Origin of the sequence: Kitasatospora sp. NPDC059327, assembly GCF_042752535.1 — a bacterium.
Lineage (GTDB): Bacteria > Actinomycetota > Actinomycetes > Streptomycetales > Streptomycetaceae > Kitasatospora.
Map to the genome: position 1 here is coordinate 1 of NZ_JBHYYB010000049.1, position 16,721 is coordinate 16,721.

The 16,721-nt window shown below is 73.9% G+C and carries 14 protein-coding genes and 1 pseudogene; 12 read left to right on the forward strand and 3 right to left on the reverse strand.

The genetic code is table 11. The features are described 5' to 3' along the window. Positions 1-514 precede the first annotated feature (514 nt). Positions 515-1,030, forward strand: a complete 516-nt coding sequence (locus tag ACFXHB_RS26485) for a universal stress protein (protein ID WP_380577135.1) — start codon at positions 515-517, stop codon at positions 1,028-1,030. 182 nt (positions 1,031-1,212) lie between these two features. Here ACFXHB_RS26485 and ACFXHB_RS26490 read toward each other — a convergent pair whose 3' ends face one another. Beyond that, positions 1,213-1,497, reverse strand: a complete 285-nt coding sequence (locus ACFXHB_RS26490) for a chaplin family protein (RefSeq protein ID WP_380577136.1) — start codon at positions 1,495-1,497, stop codon at positions 1,213-1,215. A 306-nt stretch (positions 1,498-1,803) separates the two neighbouring features. On the opposite strand from ACFXHB_RS26490, the gene ACFXHB_RS26495 reads away from it, so the two are divergent. The 8 genes from ACFXHB_RS26495 to yidD all read left to right on the forward strand — a co-directional run bounded on the left by ACFXHB_RS26495 (position 1,804) and on the right by yidD (position 10,854). Beyond that, positions 1,804-3,324, forward strand: a complete 1,521-nt coding sequence (locus tag ACFXHB_RS26495) for a PLP-dependent aminotransferase family protein (protein WP_380577137.1) — start codon at positions 1,804-1,806, stop codon at positions 3,322-3,324. A gap of 224 nt (positions 3,325-3,548) precedes the next feature. Next, the gene (locus ACFXHB_RS26500) at positions 3,549-4,058 is read left to right on the forward strand and encodes a hypothetical protein (RefSeq protein ID WP_380577138.1); all 510 of its coding nucleotides are present in this window, start codon (positions 3,549-3,551) and stop codon (positions 4,056-4,058) included. Between the two features lie 128 nt (positions 4,059-4,186). Continuing rightward, on the forward strand, positions 4,187-5,080 hold the full coding sequence (locus tag ACFXHB_RS26505; protein WP_380577139.1) for a DUF1963 domain-containing protein: 894 nt from the start codon (positions 4,187-4,189) through the stop codon (positions 5,078-5,080). A gap of 134 nt (positions 5,081-5,214) precedes the next feature. Then, positions 5,215-6,219 (forward strand): hypothetical protein, encoded by a 1,005-nt coding sequence (locus tag ACFXHB_RS26510; protein WP_380577140.1) that lies wholly within the window; start codon positions 5,215-5,217, stop codon positions 6,217-6,219. 539 nt (positions 6,220-6,758) lie between these two features. Beyond that, on the forward strand, positions 6,759-8,168 hold the full coding sequence (locus tag ACFXHB_RS26515; RefSeq protein WP_380577191.1) for a family 2B encapsulin nanocompartment shell protein: 1,410 nt from the start codon (positions 6,759-6,761) through the stop codon (positions 8,166-8,168). A 273-nt stretch (positions 8,169-8,441) separates the two neighbouring features. Next, positions 8,442-9,317 carry a hypothetical protein gene (locus ACFXHB_RS26520; RefSeq protein ID WP_380577141.1) on the forward strand — a complete coding sequence of 292 codons (876 nt, stop codon included), beginning with the start codon at positions 8,442-8,444 and terminating at the stop codon, positions 9,315-9,317. A gap of 140 nt (positions 9,318-9,457) precedes the next feature. Continuing rightward, on the forward strand, positions 9,458-10,231 hold the full coding sequence (locus ACFXHB_RS26525) for a hypothetical protein (RefSeq protein ID WP_380577142.1): 774 nt from the start codon (positions 9,458-9,460) through the stop codon (positions 10,229-10,231). Positions 10,232-10,317: 86 nt separating this feature from the next. Further along, positions 10,318-10,854 (forward strand): membrane protein insertion efficiency factor YidD, encoded by a 537-nt coding sequence (yidD, locus tag ACFXHB_RS26530; protein WP_380577143.1) that lies wholly within the window; start codon positions 10,318-10,320, stop codon positions 10,852-10,854. 115 nt (positions 10,855-10,969) lie between these two features. Here yidD and ACFXHB_RS26535 read toward each other — a convergent pair whose 3' ends face one another. Further along, positions 10,970-13,309 carry a glycosyl hydrolase family 18 protein gene (locus ACFXHB_RS26535; RefSeq protein WP_380577144.1) on the reverse strand — a complete coding sequence of 780 codons (2,340 nt, stop codon included), beginning with the start codon at positions 13,307-13,309 and terminating at the stop codon, positions 10,970-10,972. A 277-nt stretch (positions 13,310-13,586) separates the two neighbouring features. Here ACFXHB_RS26535 and ACFXHB_RS26540 point away from each other — a divergent pair, with 277 nt between their 5' ends. From ACFXHB_RS26540 to ACFXHB_RS26550, 3 genes are all read left to right on the forward strand, one after another. Then, a complete protein-coding gene (locus ACFXHB_RS26540; protein WP_380577145.1) occupies positions 13,587-14,237 on the forward strand; it encodes a class I SAM-dependent methyltransferase in 651 nt (216 codons plus the stop codon). A 15-nt stretch (positions 14,238-14,252) separates the two neighbouring features. Beyond that, positions 14,253-14,597 carry a hypothetical protein gene (locus tag ACFXHB_RS26545; protein WP_380577146.1) on the forward strand — a complete coding sequence of 115 codons (345 nt, stop codon included), beginning with the start codon at positions 14,253-14,255 and terminating at the stop codon, positions 14,595-14,597. A gap of 258 nt (positions 14,598-14,855) precedes the next feature. After that, positions 14,856-15,440: a TerD family protein gene (locus tag ACFXHB_RS26550; RefSeq protein WP_380577147.1), complete on the forward strand. Its 585-nt coding sequence runs from the start codon at positions 14,856-14,858 to the stop codon at positions 15,438-15,440. 473 nt (positions 15,441-15,913) lie between these two features. Here ACFXHB_RS26550 and ACFXHB_RS26555 read toward each other — a convergent pair. Further along, positions 15,914-16,239 (reverse strand): annotated as a pseudogene (locus ACFXHB_RS26555) (cytochrome c biogenesis protein CcdA); the annotation flags it as partial. Positions 16,240-16,721: the final 482 nt, after the last annotated feature.

The window sequence follows — 16,721 nt, forward strand, 5'->3', positions numbered from 1 at the left end:
CGCTTGGTGGTGGCGGTGGTGGCGGTGGTGGTCTCGTTACGGAAGGTCATGTGGTTCCTTTCGGAGGGGTGTGCGAGCGTGCGGAACCAGGCCCTTGGGGGGTGTGGTTCCGGTGGGGGTGTGGCTCGCGTGGTCCGGGGCCGTGGTGCGGGGTGGTGGGCCCCGCGGTGCGGCTGGTCGGTGCAACGGGTTCGAAGTTACGGGGGTGGGGTGGGGGTTTCAAGGATTCGTAGGTTTGGGCACGTCAGGGGGTGGTTACCGGTCGTATGGATCTTGGTATTGGGCTGTTTTGAAGGCGTTTGTCCCGTTTTTCAAGATCGAACGGGGGTGGAAGTGGTCCGGGCCACAGGATCGGTGGTGTGAGGCCGGGCACATGGTCGACGGGGGGTGACGGGCGGTCGGCGGGTTGTGCGGGGAAGGTGGTCCGGTGACCTGGCCCGGGGTGGCCCGCACCACAGCCCTCACCCGTCGTGCCCCCGCTCCTCACTCGCCGTGTCCGCCATAGCCTCGGGGCATGAGCAACGAGAGCGATGCAGAGGCCGTGTTCGGCGGCGCCGAGGAGCCGGGGGCGGCGGTCGCGCCGGCCGGGTTCGAGCTGGGGACCGACGGGCCCAAGGTGATCCTGGCGGGGCTGGACGGCTCGGAGTCCTCGTGGCGTGCGACCGCCTATGCGGCGGGCCTCGCCCGGCGGCAGAACGCGACCCTCGCCGTGGCGTACGTGCAGCCCGTCCTCGGAGCGGCCACCGCGCTCGCGGGGGCCGCCGTGGAGGAGACCACCCAGGAGATCGCCGACGAGCTCCTGGCGGCGCTGCGCGACGCGGAGCACCGGCTGAGCGACGTCTGGCGGCTGGACTGGCGCTTCCTGACCGTCCGGGGCGACCCGTTCACCGGCCTCGCGCGGATGGCGGACGACCTCCGGGTGGACGCCGTGGTGGTCGGCGGCTCCGAGCAGGCCGGGCACCGGGTGATCGGCTCGGTCGCGGTCCGGCTGGTGAAGGCGGGCCGCTGGCCGGTGACCGTAGTGCCGTAGCGGGCTCGCGGGGAAGCGGGGAGGGCGGCCGGGGGAGAGGGTGGCGGACAGGCCGAAGGGCCGCGGTCCGGAGCGGACATCCGGACCGCGACCCTTCGGGTCGGTCGAGGAGCGGGCGACCGGCGCCCGCTCCTCGGGCGTGTTTCACCACTCCCGCCGGGCGCGAGTGATGAGACACGCCCCTAGCCGAGCACTCCGCCTATGTTCGCGCCGTTGCCGCAGATGTTGATCGGGATGCTGATCGGGATCTGGATCTGGTTCCCGGAGAGCACGCCCGGCGAATTGGTGACGACGCCGCTGGCGTAGGCCCCGCCGGTGTTGATACAGGTGGTCCCGGAGAACGCCTCGGGGGCGGCGGTCATGTGCCCGGGAGCGTCGCAGTCGCCGGCGAACGCGGGGCCGGCGGAGATGACGGCCAGCGCGGCGGTGAGGCCGGCGGCGAGCAGGTACTTCCTGGTGTTGGTCATGTCGGAAGGAATAGCCAGCCGACACGCTGGACCGGACACGATCCCCCCGAACCGCCACCCGGGCGGCGCAGCGATCCGACCCCGATGCAGCAGCCGGGCGGCGGGCCCGTCACCCGGACGGACGTGGTCCCGGGCGGCCGGGGCTCCGCGTGGGGTGCCCGTCCCCGGGCCGGGGACGGAGCCCGGGGACGGGGCTCGGCACGCGCCCTGCCGGGCCCCGTCCCGCGCCCTGCCGGGCCGTCCCGCGCGCTGCGGGGCCCGCCCGCCGTCGGGGCCGGTTCGTACCCGGCGATAGGGTTTGTGACCATGACGGACACCCCGGTCGCACACCCCCGGACGCCCGCCCGCCCGCCGGCCGGGCCGAGACCTCGCCCGGCGGCGACGGCGACGCCCACGACCGGCGGGCCCATCGCCCCGCCCGGCAGCGACCTGCACCTCGAACTGCCCGCGACCGGCGGCCGCCGCGCCGCGTTGATGGCCGCCCTGCGCGAGGCGATCCGCAGCGGCCGCCTCGCCCCCGGGACCAGGCTGCCGCCCTACCGCTCGCTGGCCGCCGACCTCGGCATCGCCCGCAACACCGCCGCCGACGCCTACGCCGAACTGGCCGCGGAGGGCTGGCTGACCGCCCGGCAGGGTTCCGGCACGACCGTCGCGGACCGGGCCGAGCCGGTCGCCCCGACGTGGGCCCGCCGGTCGTCCCCGGAGGGCCGGCCCACCCACGACCTGCGCCAGGGCCAGCCCGACGCCGCCGTCTTCCCGCGCACCGCCTGGCTCGCGGCGGGCCGCCGGGCCCTCACCGCCGCGCCCAACGAGGCCTTCGGCCCGGGCGACCCGCAGGGCCGCCGCGAGCTGCGGGTGGCCCTCGCCGACTACCTGGCCCGGGCCCGAGGGGTGCGCGCCGATCCCGAGCGGATCGTGGTCTGCTCCGGCTTCGCCCACGCGTTGCGGCTGCTGTTCGACGGCGCGGGCGCGGTGCTGGGCGGCCCCGCCGCCGGATCGCTGGCCGTCGAGGCCTACGGGCTGGGCTTCCACCGCGCGTTGCTGGCCCGGGCCGGGGTCGCGGCCGTGCCGCTGCCGCTGGACGAGGACGGCGCCCGGGTCGACGCGCTGGCGGGGCACCCGGAGGTCCGGACGGCCCTGCTCACCCCGGCCCACCAGTTCCCGACCGGCGGCCCGCTGCACGCCGCCCGGCGGACGGCGGTGGTCGACTGGGCGCGCCGGTGCGGCGGCCTGGTGCTGGAGGACGACTACGACGGGGAGTTCCGCTACGACCGGCGGCCGGTCGGCGCGCTGCAGGGGCTCGACCCCGAGCGGGTGGTCTACCTCGGCAGCGTGAGCAAGAGCCTCTCGCCCGCGCTGCGGCTCGGCTGGATGGTGCTGCCCGAGCAGCTGGTCGACCGAGTGCTGACCGCCAAGGGCGAACGGGAGGCCTGGGCGAGCGCGCTCGACCAGCTGACGCTCGCGGAGTTCATCGACTCGGGCGGGTACGACCGGCACGTACGGCGGATGCGCCGGCGCTACCGGGACCGCCGGGACCACCTGGTGGACGCCCTGGCCGAGCGGGCGCCGCACATCGAGGTGTCCGGGATCGCGGCGGGCCTGCACGCGGTGCTCCGGCTCGCCCCCGGGACCGAGCGGTCCGTGGTCAAGGCGGCGGCCTACCGGGGGCTGGCCCTGGACGGGCTGGCCGACTACCGGCACCCGCTGATCGGGCAGGAGGCGATGCCGACCACGGACGGCCTGGTGGTCGGCTACGCCACGCCGCCCGACCACGCCTACGAGGCGGCCGTCGCCGCGCTCTGCGACATCCTGCCCACCCCGCTCTGAGGACCTGCCGCCGGCCCGGGGCGGCGGCGCGCCCGTTCCGGTGGACGGGGACGTGCGTTCCGGTGGACGGGGACGTGCGGGCCGGAGGGTAAGGGGCGGCGGCGCGCCGCGGCCTGTCGTGGCGTAGTCAATGGCCTGCCGCGTCCGCTCGGCTGTCATATGCCAGTACGGGCCCGGGCGGAGGCCCGCACCGGAACCGGCGACGGCGCCTACGCTTCCTGGTCATGCGCAGAACACATGTGAGCCGTCTCGGAATCGCCGCGATCCTGGCCCTCGTCGTCGGTCTACTCCTCTCGGCAGCCCCCGCTCAGGCGGACACGCCGTTGCTCTCGGTCAGCTCCGACCGGGCGACGGCCACCCCGGGCTCCTCGGTGACGCTGACCCTGACCCTGACCAACCCGCACGACACTCCGGTGTATTTCGTCTACCAGTCCGTCCAGCCGACCTACAACACCACCCAGGTCGCCGGCCTGGCGTACGCGTTCTCCGCCTGCGGCGGCGCCGTCAGCGCCTGCGACACCGGCAGCACCAGCGGCCTGGTGCACCACACCGTGCCCGTGGCCGCCGGTGCCAGTACCACCGTCACGCTGACCTACGCCATCGCCGCCGGCTCGGCCTGCGGCTCCGGTGCCCGGATCGACTTCTACACGTACCTCTACTACGAGTACCAGTCCGGGGCCGCGTCGGACTCCGGCATCTTCAACGTCCCCGGCAACGAGGTCGTCTGCGCCTGATCCGTTCGGTCCGGCCCGCTCGCGCGGGCACCCACCCAAGCCCCCGCCAGATGCCGGTCGCCCCCGTGCCGGCATCTGGCGGGCCTTCTCCGTGTGGATTGTCGGACCCTCGTGGCAGGCTGACGCCCATGGCCGAACCGCTGACCGACGCGACCGACCGCGCCACCGCGAGCGCGCCCGCGGACCTGACCGCGGACCTGACCGCGGGCGTCACCACCGATCCGACCAGCGCGGAGACCGTGCCGGTGGGCACGGGCGAGACCGGCCCCGCCGGGTCCCCGCTGCCCGTCCCGCCCGGCGTGTCCGAGGCGATCCGTGCGCGGGCCGACGAGCGGACGGCGCCGCTGGTCCACCGGCTGATGCGGCCCTCGCTGGCGCTCGCCGCCGAGGGCGACGGTCCCTCGGCCGGGCGGCTCGGCGGGCAGCCCGCCCTGCCGGACGGCACCGGCTGGCCGGAGTTCGCCGGCCGGCCGATGCAGTCGCTGGCCCAGCTCGACTGCGCCGGTCTGGCGGAGGCCTTCCGCACCACCGGCCACGGCGGCGACTGGCCGCTGCCGGCCACCGGGCTGCTGCTCTTCTTCCACGACGAACGGGTCGGCGACTTCAGCGGCCGGGGTTGCCGCGTCCTGCACGTGCCCGCGGGCGCCCCGCCCAGACCGGCCCCGGCGGACGGGCCGGGCACGTCCGCCCTCCCCGCCACCGAGGTCCGGGCCCACTGGAGGCTCTCCGCGCCCTCCTACCAGGACGGCGAGCTGGAGGACGTCTTCCCCGACGACTTCATGATCGCCCTCGACCTCGCCGCCGACTTCCGCGACCACCTGTCCGCGCCCGACGTGCGGGTGCTCGGCTGGTGCGACACCGACACCGGCCGCCCCGCGGGCCACCGCCCGCTGCTCCAGGTGGAGAGCCGCGCCCTGGCGGCGGACTGGGGCGAGTGCGTCAACGTCTCGTTCTGGATCACCGAGGAGGACCTGGCGGCCGGGTGCTTCGACCGCGTCCGGCACGGCTTCGAGGTCGCCTGAGCGGGCCCCGCGCTGCCCGGGCGGCCCCGCCCCACCCCTACTAGGCTGCTGGAAGAGGTGGGGGCACCCGCCCGCGGCTGCCGGTCCGCCCGGCCGAGCGGCCGGTCCCCGATCGCCTGAGCAGTGGGACGGACGTGGCAGCAGAGGGATCGGCGGCACACGACGCCGAGGCGCCCGACGGACCGGAGCCCCCGGTCCGTGAGCTGCTGCGCTCGGTGCGGGCCCACCCCTCCCGGCTGCCCGAGATCCTCGCCGTCTTCGCCGTCCGCCACCGCGGCCCCCGGGCCGCCCGCCGGGTCGCCGCACTGCGGGCGGCCCGTCCGGAGGCGACGCCGGAGGAACTGGCGGCGCTGGCGGTGACGCACGCCCGGCGGGTGAGCCAGAGCGAGGGCGCCTTCGTCGGCGGACCGTTCCTGGCGCTCGTCCCGTTCGCGTTCTGCACGGCACTGCTGGCCCAGGGACAGCTGTTCCTCGAACTCGCCGCCCTGGCCGGACGGGATCCGGCCGCCCCCGCCCGGGTCGCCGAGGTGCTGGTGCTCCAGGGCGCGTACCCCGACGTCGTCGCCGCCGAACGGGCCCTGGCGACCGCTCCCCGCCCCGCGGTGGACCGGCGGCGCGGGCTGTGGGCGCTGCTCTGGCGGATGGCCCGCCTGCTCGGGCTGACCAGCGAGGGGGTGGAGCCGCCGCCGTCCCGTTGGCGGACCGCCGGCGGGTGGGTGCTGGTGCTGCTCACCCTCCTGGTCGGGACGGTCGCCCCGCTGGTCTGGCTGCCCTACATGGCGTTCTCCTACGCCCAGGCGACGGACCGGGTCGGTGCCCGGGCCGTCGGTTACTACCTCGGTGGCGACGTGGCCGGGGCCGCGCTGCAGCGGCGCCGTGCCGACCCGGGGACCATCGCCGCCACGATCAGGGCGGGGATCTCCCTGTTCCTGCCGGTGGCGGCGCTGATCGTGATCCTGCTCGCCGACATCCGGCTGGCCGGCAGCCGGTGGCCGTTGGTCTCGCTCACGCTCGTCCTGCTCTCCTGCCTGGTCGGCGAGATCTGGCGCCGCCGTCGCGGACCCCGCCCGCGCCACCCCCGCCACCCGCGCCACCCCCGCCACCCGCGGCACCCGCGCCACCGCCGCCGCCGGGGGTAGCGCGCGGCCCGGTCGCGCCCTCCACCGTTCCGTCCGTCCGTCAGGGCCAACGGGCCGCCCGGCACGGCCGGTTGCGGCCCGCCGGCGGGCGTGGTTCGCACCGGAGCCGCCCCCCGTCGCAGGGGGCTTCCGAACGGCGGCGTCGACCGCGACGATCAGACGTTCGAAGCTCGTACGTGTGTGCTAGTCATCCGTCGGTCGACCGGTGGCCCACCGGCCCGCGCGCTGGTCCGTTCGGGTGGAAGGGATCGTTCCGGCGCGCGGACGATTCGCATGCACAGCAAGTCGCGAGTCCGTGGGGTGAGACCGCCGGATTCCAACCGCTCGGCGGTTCAGATTCACCCTATCGGGGGGTGCTGCGGGGCCGTACGGCTTTGGTCGGGCGTGGGTGATCTAGGGTTCCCGGTGGGTCGCCCCGAGTGGGCGGCGCCATCGCGCGAATTTCGCCAACACCCCTTCCCGTACACGTATCTGATGATCCGTCCCCGACGTCCGGGGTGGGTCGGTGTGACCTTGACCAGATGAAGGAGACCCTGCCGATGCCGGTGGAGACCAGCCCGGAGACGCAGCAGGTGCCGCAGCAGTCGAGCCTGACGACAGCCGCTGCCCGCAACCTCGCCACCACCACCAAGTCCGCACCGCAGATGCAGGAGATCACCTCCCGCTGGCTGCTCAAGGTGCTCCCCTGGGTCCAGGCCGCCGGTGGCGCCTACCGGGTGAACCGTCGACTCACCTACACCGTCGGCGACGGCCGGGTGGAGTTCGTCAAGACCGGCTCGGAGGTCCGGGTCATCCCCCGCGAGCTCGGCGAACTCGCCCTGCTGCGCGGTTTCGACGACGACGAGGTGCTGACGGCCCTCGCCGACCGCTGCGAGCAGCGCGACTTCGGCCCCGGCGAGGTGCTGGCCGAGCGCGGCGCCGAGGCGGACCGTATCTACCTGATCGCCCACGGCAAGATCAACCAGATCGGCACCGGCAAGTACGGCGACGAGACCGTGGTCGGCGTGCTCGGCGACGGGGACCGGTTCGGCGAGGACGCCGTGCTCAACCCGGACGCCGTCTGGGAGTTCACCGCCAAGACGGTCACCGCGGGCACCGTGCTCTCGCTGCCCAGGCGCGAGTTCCAGGCCATTCGGGACGGCTCGCCCGCGCTGCAGCAGCACCTCGCCGAGTTCCTCGCGCTGCCGCTCCAGCGGCAGAACGAGCGCGGCGAGGCCGAGATCGCCATGTCGGCCGGTCACCAGGGCGAGTACGAGCTGCCCGGCGCCTTCGTGGACTACGAGCTGAAGCCCCGTGAGTACGAGCTGAGCGTCGCGCAGACGGTCCTGAAGGTGCACAGCCGGGTCGCCGACCTCTACAACCAGCCGATGAACCAGACCGAGCACCAGCTGCGGCTGACCATCGAGGCGCTGCGCGAGCGCCAGGAGTACGAGCTGGTCAACAACCCCGAGTTCGGCCTGCTCAACAACGCGGACTTCTCGCAGCGGATCCAGACCCACTCGGGCCCGCCCACCCCGGACGACCTCGACGAGCTGCTGAGCCGTCGCCGTGACCCGGACTACCTGCTCGCCCACCCGCGCGCCATCGCGGCGATCGGCCGTGAGCTGAACGCCCGTGGGCTCTACCCCCACCACGTCGACCTCGGCGGGCAGCAGGTGCCGGCGTGGCGCGGGGTGCCGATCCTGCCGTGCAGCAAGATCCCGATCACCAAGGAGAACACCAGCTCGATCCTGGTGATCCGGACCGGCGAGGACAACCAGGGCGTCATCGGCCTGCACCAGACCGGCATCCCGGACGAGTACCAGCCGAGCCTGTCGGTGCGGTTCATGGGCATCAGCGAGAAGGCGATCATCTCGTACCTGGTCAGCGCCTACTACTCGGCCGCGATCCTGGTGCCGGACGCGGTCGGTGTCCTGGAGAACGTCGAGATCGCGCACGGCCGCCACTGAACAACGGCCCGATCGGGCGCGGCGCGGCCGTAACCGGCCCACCGCAAGATCGTTTCATCTGACGTCGGACGGCCCGCCCCCCGAGGCGGGCCGTTCGATGTCGCCCCTCCCGGTGCCGACCGAGCCCTCCGGCCGGCCGGGCACCCGGCCGGGGGCGGCCCCTCCGGACGAGACCGGATCCCCCTGGCGGGTGGTCTCCCGACGACGTGAAAGGTGCATGGACTCCATGCCGCAGCCCCAGCAGCCAAGACGGATACCGGTGGACGGGCAGTCGTGACCGCAGACCTGATCGTCGTGAACGGTGGTCCCTACGGGCGCCGGGTCCGGCTGGCCGGTGCCGCCGCCGCAACGGCCGCGCTCTGCGCACTGCTGAGCGGCGCGGCCGGCGCGCGCTCGCCCGAACACCACGGCGGGGGCGAGCCGCACGGGCCGGTGGTCGAGACCTGTGTCCGCACCGGGACGGACGTCTCGGTGGAGGTCGGCCGCGGGGGAGTGGACGTCGAGGTGGACGTCGACGTGGAGGTGGGCGTCACGGTCGACCTCTCCGGAGTGCTGCACCGCCCCGGGCCGCGGCCGAAGCCCGGCCACCCGCCGTGGCATCACCACCACCCGTGCCCGAGCCCCACCCCGACACCCAAGCCGTCCCCGACACCGACACCGACACCGACCCCGACCCCGACGCCCACGCGGACGCCGACCGCCACTCCGACACCCACGCCGACCCCGACGCCGACCCCGACGCCGGAACCGAAGCCCACCCCGACGCCGACTCCGACGCCGACCCCCGCGCCGGTGCAGCCGCCGCCGGCCCCGACGCCGAGGCCCACCCCGCCGCCCGCGTCGACCAGGCCCGCGCCGAAGCCCACGCCGAAGCCCACCGCGGCCCCGGCCGTCCCGCCGCCGGCGCCCGCCCCCGAGCCGCCCTCGCCGTCCGCCGTGCCGAGCCCGGCGCCGGTCGTCCCGGTACAGCCGCAGCCGGTGGTCAAGCCGGTCCGGCTGCCGCTCGCCCCGCCGGTGCCGGCCCCGGAACGCCACCACGGCAGCCCTCCCACCCGGACGATGCTGCTGGTCACCGTGCCCGCCGTGCTCGCGGCCGCGGCCCTGCGCCCGCGCGGCCGGTCCGGCCGAGGCGGCTCCGGCCGCTCCTAGCGCCGGCCCGCCCGAGGCGTTCCACCCGGGCCGATCGCGTACCGCGGGCGGCCCGTCCCAGGCCTTTCCACCCGGCCCGGCCGCGTCCTGACACCGGCCGGGCCCGATCAGAGACACCCGAGCTCAAGAAGGGAGTTCCCATGTCCGAGTGGTTGGCGCTGGCCATCGCCATGTCGGCGGCCTGCGCCGTCGTGGTGGCGGTGGTGCTGCTGAGGCACCGCCGGGTCAGCGAGGAGGAGGACACCGACGAGACACCCGACGTCATCGAGTACATGACGATGATGATCGGCGTGGTCTACGCGATCGTGCTCGGCCTGGCCATCGCCGGCGTCTGGGAGGCGCGCGGCGCCGCCCAGGACGACGTGTCGCGCGAGGCGCAGTCGCTGCACGAGGTGAGCGAGCGTGCCCAGATCTACCCGGTCGAGTTCCGCGACAAGGTCCGGGCCGATGTGGACGCCTACGTTTCCTACGTCGTCGACGTCGAGTGGGCGTACATGCGCGAGCACGGCGAGATCTCCGACCGGGGCACCGAGCTGCTGGACAAGCTGCGCACCGACGTCGCCACCCGCACCCCGGCCACCGATCTGGAGGCCCAGGCCTACCAGCCGATCATGGACCGGATCAGTACCGTCGACGACGCCCGCAACGCGCGCGGCCAGAACGCCGGTCCGACCATGCCGGGGGTGGTCTGGTTCGGCCTGATCGTCGGCGCCGTGGTGACCGTCGGCATGGTGTTCGCACTCCAGATCCGGCGTTCCACAAGGGAGTTGCTGCTCGCGGGGGCGTTCAGCGCGCTGATCGCCTTCCTGCTCTTCCTGATCTGGGACTTCGACGACCCGTTCGGCCGGAGCGTCTCGGTGACGACCCAGACGTTCACCGATCTGTTCCCCACACTGGGTGGCGGTCAGGACTGACCGTCCGACACGGCCGGCACCCTTCGATAATCTGATCGAGCCGTCGGGGGTCGGTCCCGTCGGACGCATCGAGAGGATCGTCAGTCGTGACCTACCCGCCGCCCCAGCAAGGCGAGCCGTTTCCGCCCCGACGCCCCCGGGTGGCCTGGTGGTGGCTCCCCGAGAAGGAGCGCCGCCGCCGCCGCAAGCAACGCGAGGACTGGCGGGCGTACCAGCGGCAGAAGGGCAGGAAGAAGGACCGGGACTGCTCGGACGCCTGCGACTGCTGCGACCTCGGGGACCCCTGCCTGATCGCGCTGGTCCCGGTGATGATGGCCGCGGGCCTGCGGTTCGCCCTGGCCGGGGGGCGCGGGTCGCGCGGCGCCGCCGCCGATCCGGCGGCGCCCGCCCCGCGGGGCTTCGCGGCGGGTGTGCTGTACGGGGCGGTGCGCCACTACCGGAGCGAGATCAGCCCCGGGCGTCCGGCCTGCTGCCCGTACACGCCGTCCTGCTCGACCTACGCCGTGCAGGCGCTGCACCGGCACGGCGCCGTCCGCGGGGCGCGGCTGACGGTCGGCCGGCTGCTCCGCTGCCGCCCGGGCGCGGTGCGCCGCGGCGGGGCGGACCCGGTGCCGGGCCGCTGAGACCGTCACGGCAGGCAGGCAGGCAGGCAGGCAGGCAGGCAGGCAGGCAGGCGGAACGGCGCGGTGGCCGCGCGGATCACTCCGATCCGCGCGGCCCCCGCGTGCTGACGGTCAATCAGCGCAGGCTGTCGTTGATCGCGTTGAGCAGGGTGCCGGAGGCGTCGTCGTTCTCCAGCGAGAAGGCGAACATCCCGGCCAGGCCCTTGCTCTTGGTGTAGGCCCCGCGCGCCTGGATGGCCTGCGGGGTGTCACCCGTCCAGAAGTTGGTGCCGTCGTAGACCCAGGAGGTCTCGGTCACCGGGTCCCAGTGGGTGTTGGCCGCCGTCGGGTTGAGTTCCTTCCAGGCGGCCAGGCCGGCCTCGGCGCTCAGCGGCTTGGCCGGGGTCGGACCGGTCGCGCTCTGGTACAGACCGAAGGTGGAGCCGGCCGGTACGCCCGTCCATCCGCGCCAGTAGAAGGGGATGCCCAGCACCAGCTTGTTGGTCGGGAACCCGCCCACGATGCCGTACTCCGGCAGGCCGGTGGTGTACGCGGCGAGGGTGGTGTCCACGTTGTACTTGCGGGTGCCCGGGGTGATCGGCGTGGTCGGGTCGGCCGGGCTGTCGTGCAGCGGGTCCTGGTGGTTCGTCGGGCCCTTGGCGTCCCAGGCGCCGTGCATGTCGTAGGTCATGACGTCGGCGTAGTCCAGGTAGGCGCCGATCTTGTCGGTCTCCAGCTGGGCGATCTTGTCCTGGCCGCTGGGCAGCGCCGCCGTCAGCAGGAACCGCTTGCCCTGGGCGTTGCCGAGGGCGTCCAGCTGGGTGCGGAACTCCTTCAGCAGCAGCGTGAAGTTCTGCTTGTCGGCGGCGGAGTAGTGGTTGCCGGTGTGGCCGCCGGCCGAACCCGGGTACTCCCAGTCGAGGTCGACGCCGTCGAAGAGGCCGGCCGCCGAGGCCTGCCCGCCCGAGGCGTCACCGGCGACACCGGTCGGCAGGTTCCCCTTCAGGAACATGTCGACGCAGGAGGAGACGAAGGCCTTGCGCGAGGCGTCGGTCGCGGCCGCGTCCGAGAAGTACTTGGAGTACGTCCAGCCGCCGATCGAGATGGTGAAGCGCAGGTTCGGGTACTTGGCCTTCAGCTGGCGCAGCTGGTTGAAGTTGCCCTTGAGCGGCTGCTCCCAGGTGTCGGCGCTGCCGTCGACGCTGGCCGCGCCGTTGTAGTCGGCCTGGTAGTCGGCGTACGCGTCCCCGGCGCCGTCGCCGGCGTTGGGGTTGGACTCGTTGGCCGAGTCGGAGGCCTTCACGGCCTGGAAGCAGGTGTGCGTGGTCGGGTGGATGTTGGCGAAGGCGTAGGTGATGACGTCCAGCTTGCCCGCCGCACCACTGGTGTCGACGTTCTTCGCGTGGTACGCGTTCTCGTAGACGCCCCACTGGTCGAAGTAGGCCGAGCGGAACGGGCTCGCGGCCGGGGCGGCGGCGGTGGTGGTGGCGACCCGCGCGGACTGGGCGGAGCCGTGGCTGCCCGAGTAGGCCTGGACGGTGAAGGCGTAGCCGGTGCTGGGCAGCAGCGAGCTGACGGCCACCGAGGTGCCCATCGAGGTCGCCACCAACTGGCTGCCCGCGTAGACCTTGTAGGAGACCGGGCCGTCACCGCTGGTCAGGGTGGAGGGCTGCCAGCTGAGCACCACGGCGTTGTGGGTGACCTTGCCGACGGTGACCCCGCCGGGCGTGGTGACCTTGCCGTCCCCGGCCGGGCCGGTGCCGGTCGCGGTGGCCGTCGCGGTGGGGCTGTTCGTCGCCGTCGGGCTGTTGGTAGCGGTGGGGCTGTTGGTCGCGGTCGGGCTGTTCGTGGCGGTCGGGCTGCTGGTCGCCGTCGGGCTGCTGGTGGCCGTCGGGCTGGTGCTCGCGGTCGGGCTGGTGCTGCTGGTCGGCCCGGCCGGGCCGGTCAGGCTGAGGTCGTCCGCGCGGTAGGTGCCGGTGCCGTACCAGCCGTGCGTGAACACCGTCACCGAGGTGGTGGCGGCGCCGGTGGTGAAGGTGGAGCTCAGCTGCGTCCAGCCGGTCGCGTTGGGCGCCCAGGTCGAGGAGTTGACACCGGTCCCGGTCGCGCCCAGGTAGACGTAGCTGCCCTGGACCCAACCCGACAGCGTGTACTGGGTGTTGGGCAGGACGGTGACGGTCTGCTGGCACTGCGCGGTGTCGGAGGCCGAAGCGGCCCCACTGAGCGCGTAACTGCCGCTGTGCACCGGCGTGGTGACGACGGATCCGTTGACACAGGTCCAGCCCGCCAGGGAGCCGGTCTCCAGACCGGCGTTGGTCAGCAGGTTGACGGGCGCGGCCGAGGCCGTGTTCAGCGAGAGCGTGAGCGCGGCGGTGCCGGTGGTGAGCGTGGCGGCCAGGGCCAGTGCGGTGGCCCGCCGGCGTGGTGCGGCGGCCCGGCGCTCGGCAGGGCGCGCGGGCGTGACTCGGTCGTGCATGCGATGTCCTCCGGATGAGTGGGGGTTCCGGCGGTGCGATGGCCCGGGCGGGCCGAAGGGAGCCGGGCCGAGCGCGGTGGGGGCGCGCGGCCGGGGTGACACATGCTGCGGAACGACGCGTCGACACGGCCGGACCACTGGCCCGTACGCATCAACGACATCACAGATTGGACTGGACCAATATTCGCCGTCAAGGGTGTCCGCCCGCTGGACGGTTCGGGAGCGCCCCGCCGGTACGGTGGCGTACGGAGCAGCCCCGCCGAACGGAGGACGAGCCATGGACAGCCAGGACTGGGACGACCGCTACGCCGCGAGCGAGCTGGTCTGGGGCGCCGAGCCCAATCGCCGGGTGGTCGGCGAGCTGACCGGCCTCACCCCCGCCCGTGCCCTGGACCTCGCCGCCGGTGAGGGACGGAACAGCATCTGGCTGGCCCGTCAGGGCTGGCGGGTGACCGGTCTCGACTACTCCGCCGTCGCCCTCGAACGGGCCGAGCGGCTCACCGCGGACCTGCCCGACGAGGTCGCCGACCGGCTCACCTGGCGCCACGGCGACGCCCGCACCTTCCCGCTCCCGCCCGAGGGGTACGACCTGGTCCTGGTGGCCTACCTCCAGCTCCCCGCCGACGCCCGCCGGACGGCGCTGCGCCGGGCCGCCGCCGCGCTCGCCCCCGGCGCCACCCTGCTGGTGGTCGGCCATGACACCACCAATCTCACCGAGGGGGTCGGCGGCCCGCGGGATCCGCGCGTCCTCTTCACGCCGGACGACGTGCTCGCCGACCTCGCCGGGGCCGGGCTGCGGACCGTCCGGGCGGAGCGGGTCCACCGGCCGGTGGCCGCCGAGGCCGGGCACCGCGGCGCCGCGGGGGAGGGGCGGGACGCGGCGGTCGACGCCCTGGTGCGGCTGGAGCGGCCCGGTCCGGTCGGATAGGTCGTCTCCCAGTACGTGCGGACGGACGGCACCTGGACCGGCTCGCCCGACTCGCTGGGCGGGCCGGTCGCTCTGGAGGGCGTCTCGGTGGTGACCGGCCGCGACGGCCGGATGACGGTGGCGAGCCGCAACGGCGGCGCCGGGGTCGGTCCGGTCTCCCGGACCGCGCCCGACCGCGGGTTCGCCGCCGGCTGGTCCGACCTCGGCCAGGTGATCATCGGTGCGCCGACCGTGACGCTGGACGCCGCCGGCCGGGAGGTCGTCCTCGCGCTCGGCCGGGACGCCTGCCTCTACGCCGCCCGGCAGACCGCGGCCGGGGCGGACAGCCCCTTCGGCGCCTGGCGGCGGGCCGGGAACTGACAGGTGGACCCGCCCGCCCGCCGTCACGCACGTGGCGCCGGGAGTCCGCACGCGGCACCGCGTCCCGCGTGCGGAACCGGCACCGCGCGGCGCTCGGGCCGGGGGAGCGGCCGGCGTCGATCGCCGCTCCGTGTCCGGACGATGTGGTGTTGATCGTGGGAGCGGGGTACGGGGACTACCAGGGACGACCATGTGTGCCGGGAATCTCTACAGTGTTGTAGATTCAAGGCGCAGGGTGGAGCAACGGAGGAGGACGCGATGAGCGTTTCGCTGGCCAAGGGGCAGAAGCTGAGCCTGGAGAAGCCGGGCGGAGGGCAGCTGGGCGTGGTGCGGATGGGCCTCGGCTGGCGGGCCGCCCAGAAGAAGGGGTTCTTCGCCAAGCTGCTGGCCTCGCAAGAGATCGACCTGGACGCCTCCGCCGTCCTGTTCGCCGCCGGCAAGCCGGTCGACGTGGTCTTCTTCCAGCACCTCACCAGCAACGACGGTTCGGTGCGGCACAGCGGTGACAATCTGACCGGCGGCGCCGGGGACGCCACCGACGACGAGTCGATCACGGTGGACCTCACCCGGGTGCCGGCCGAGGTCGACCAGATCCTCTTCACCGTCAACTCCTTCACCGGGCAGACCTTCCAGGAGGTCGAGAACGCCTTCTGTCGGCTGGTCGACGAGCAGACCGGCGCCGAACTCGCCCGCTACACCCTCACCGGCGGCGGCCCGTACACCGCCCAGATCATGGCGAAGGTGCAGCGCTCGGCGGGTGGCTGGCAGATGGCCGCGATCGGCCAGCCCGCGAGCGGGCGCACCTTCCAGGACCTGATGCCGGAGCTTGCCAGGCACCTCTGACCGGACGGTGGGCGGCGCGGGCCCCGACGGGTCCGGCGCCGCCCGCCGCCCGTGACCGGCCCTCGGCCGGCCCGCCGACGACAGACGTGCGAGAGCACCCTGCCTCCCGCCCGTGTGCGGGTCGCCGTCGCTTCCAGAACCGGGTCGTTGCGACGGGATCGGGCACGCTCCGGCCGCGCGTGCGTACGCGGAGGCCCGCAGTCGCCTTGTCGCCCTGGCGGGCGCGGCGTCGCGCGGCCGAAATCGCACCACCCGGCCGGACGCTCCTCGCATCGGGTCCGCGCCTGACACCACGTCCGCGCTTTGACTCGGAATCCGGTCGTCCGGCATGCGCGACCGTGAACCGTCCTCGGAGCGCCGGAAGAGCGAGGCGCCCGCCGGGTCTGCCGGCGGGCTCCCCGGTGAGAGCCGGGATGCTGGAGGGACACGAGCCCGGACTGGTCGAAGTCGCTTCCCCGCTCCCGGACGATTCCGATCAGCTGGTCCCAGGCGCCCGTCAGTAGCAGGACGCCTACGAGAACCAGCATGCCGCCACCCAGTCTCATGACCAAGAGGTAATGCCGCTTCACCCAGCCGAACGCCCCCCTCCTGATACTTGCAGAACAGCACGCTGGTGCTCCTGGAAGAAGTATCCGAACGACCCGAACAACGCTCCTGTGGAAACGAATACGATCGTGAATCCCGAAGCGAAGAGGGCGGCGCCCAGCAGGACTCGACCTTTCTTTCGGCCGTCCACGTCGGCGAGATCTGCGGCTGAGAATCCGGTGACGTAGGACAAGTGGCCGGGGACAAGGGGGATGGTCCGGCTCCCGTCGAAAGCCGACACGAATCGCGCGGTCTCACTCACGGCGTCACCACGATCACGGCACAGCGCGCCCCTTGTCGGCAGCCGGGTGACGAGACCGGCGCGTGGGAGCGCCGAATCGGAGTGCGGCACATGAGACGGAGCCTCTCACGTGCGTGGACCGAGCTTGACTGCGGGGCCAACCGTGTCGGGCCGGGGCCGGCCCGGCGGCAGGTACCCGGTCCATCGGCTCCTGGGGACCGCGGTGTCGTCCGCGCGGTAGCGGTACACGTACTCCTTCCTCCGGTGGCCGGCTACGAGCGCGAGGCCGCGATGACCGAGGCGATCGGAGGAGCGCCGGCCGAAGTGGCCGAAGGGTCGCTTCCCCCCATCGCGCCGGCCCCGTCACGGACGAAGCGGCCTCTGGCGCCGCTGTGGGTCGAGGCCTCACAGCGGCAATGAACGAGCGCTCTCGTGGAAGTGACGACCCCCCACCG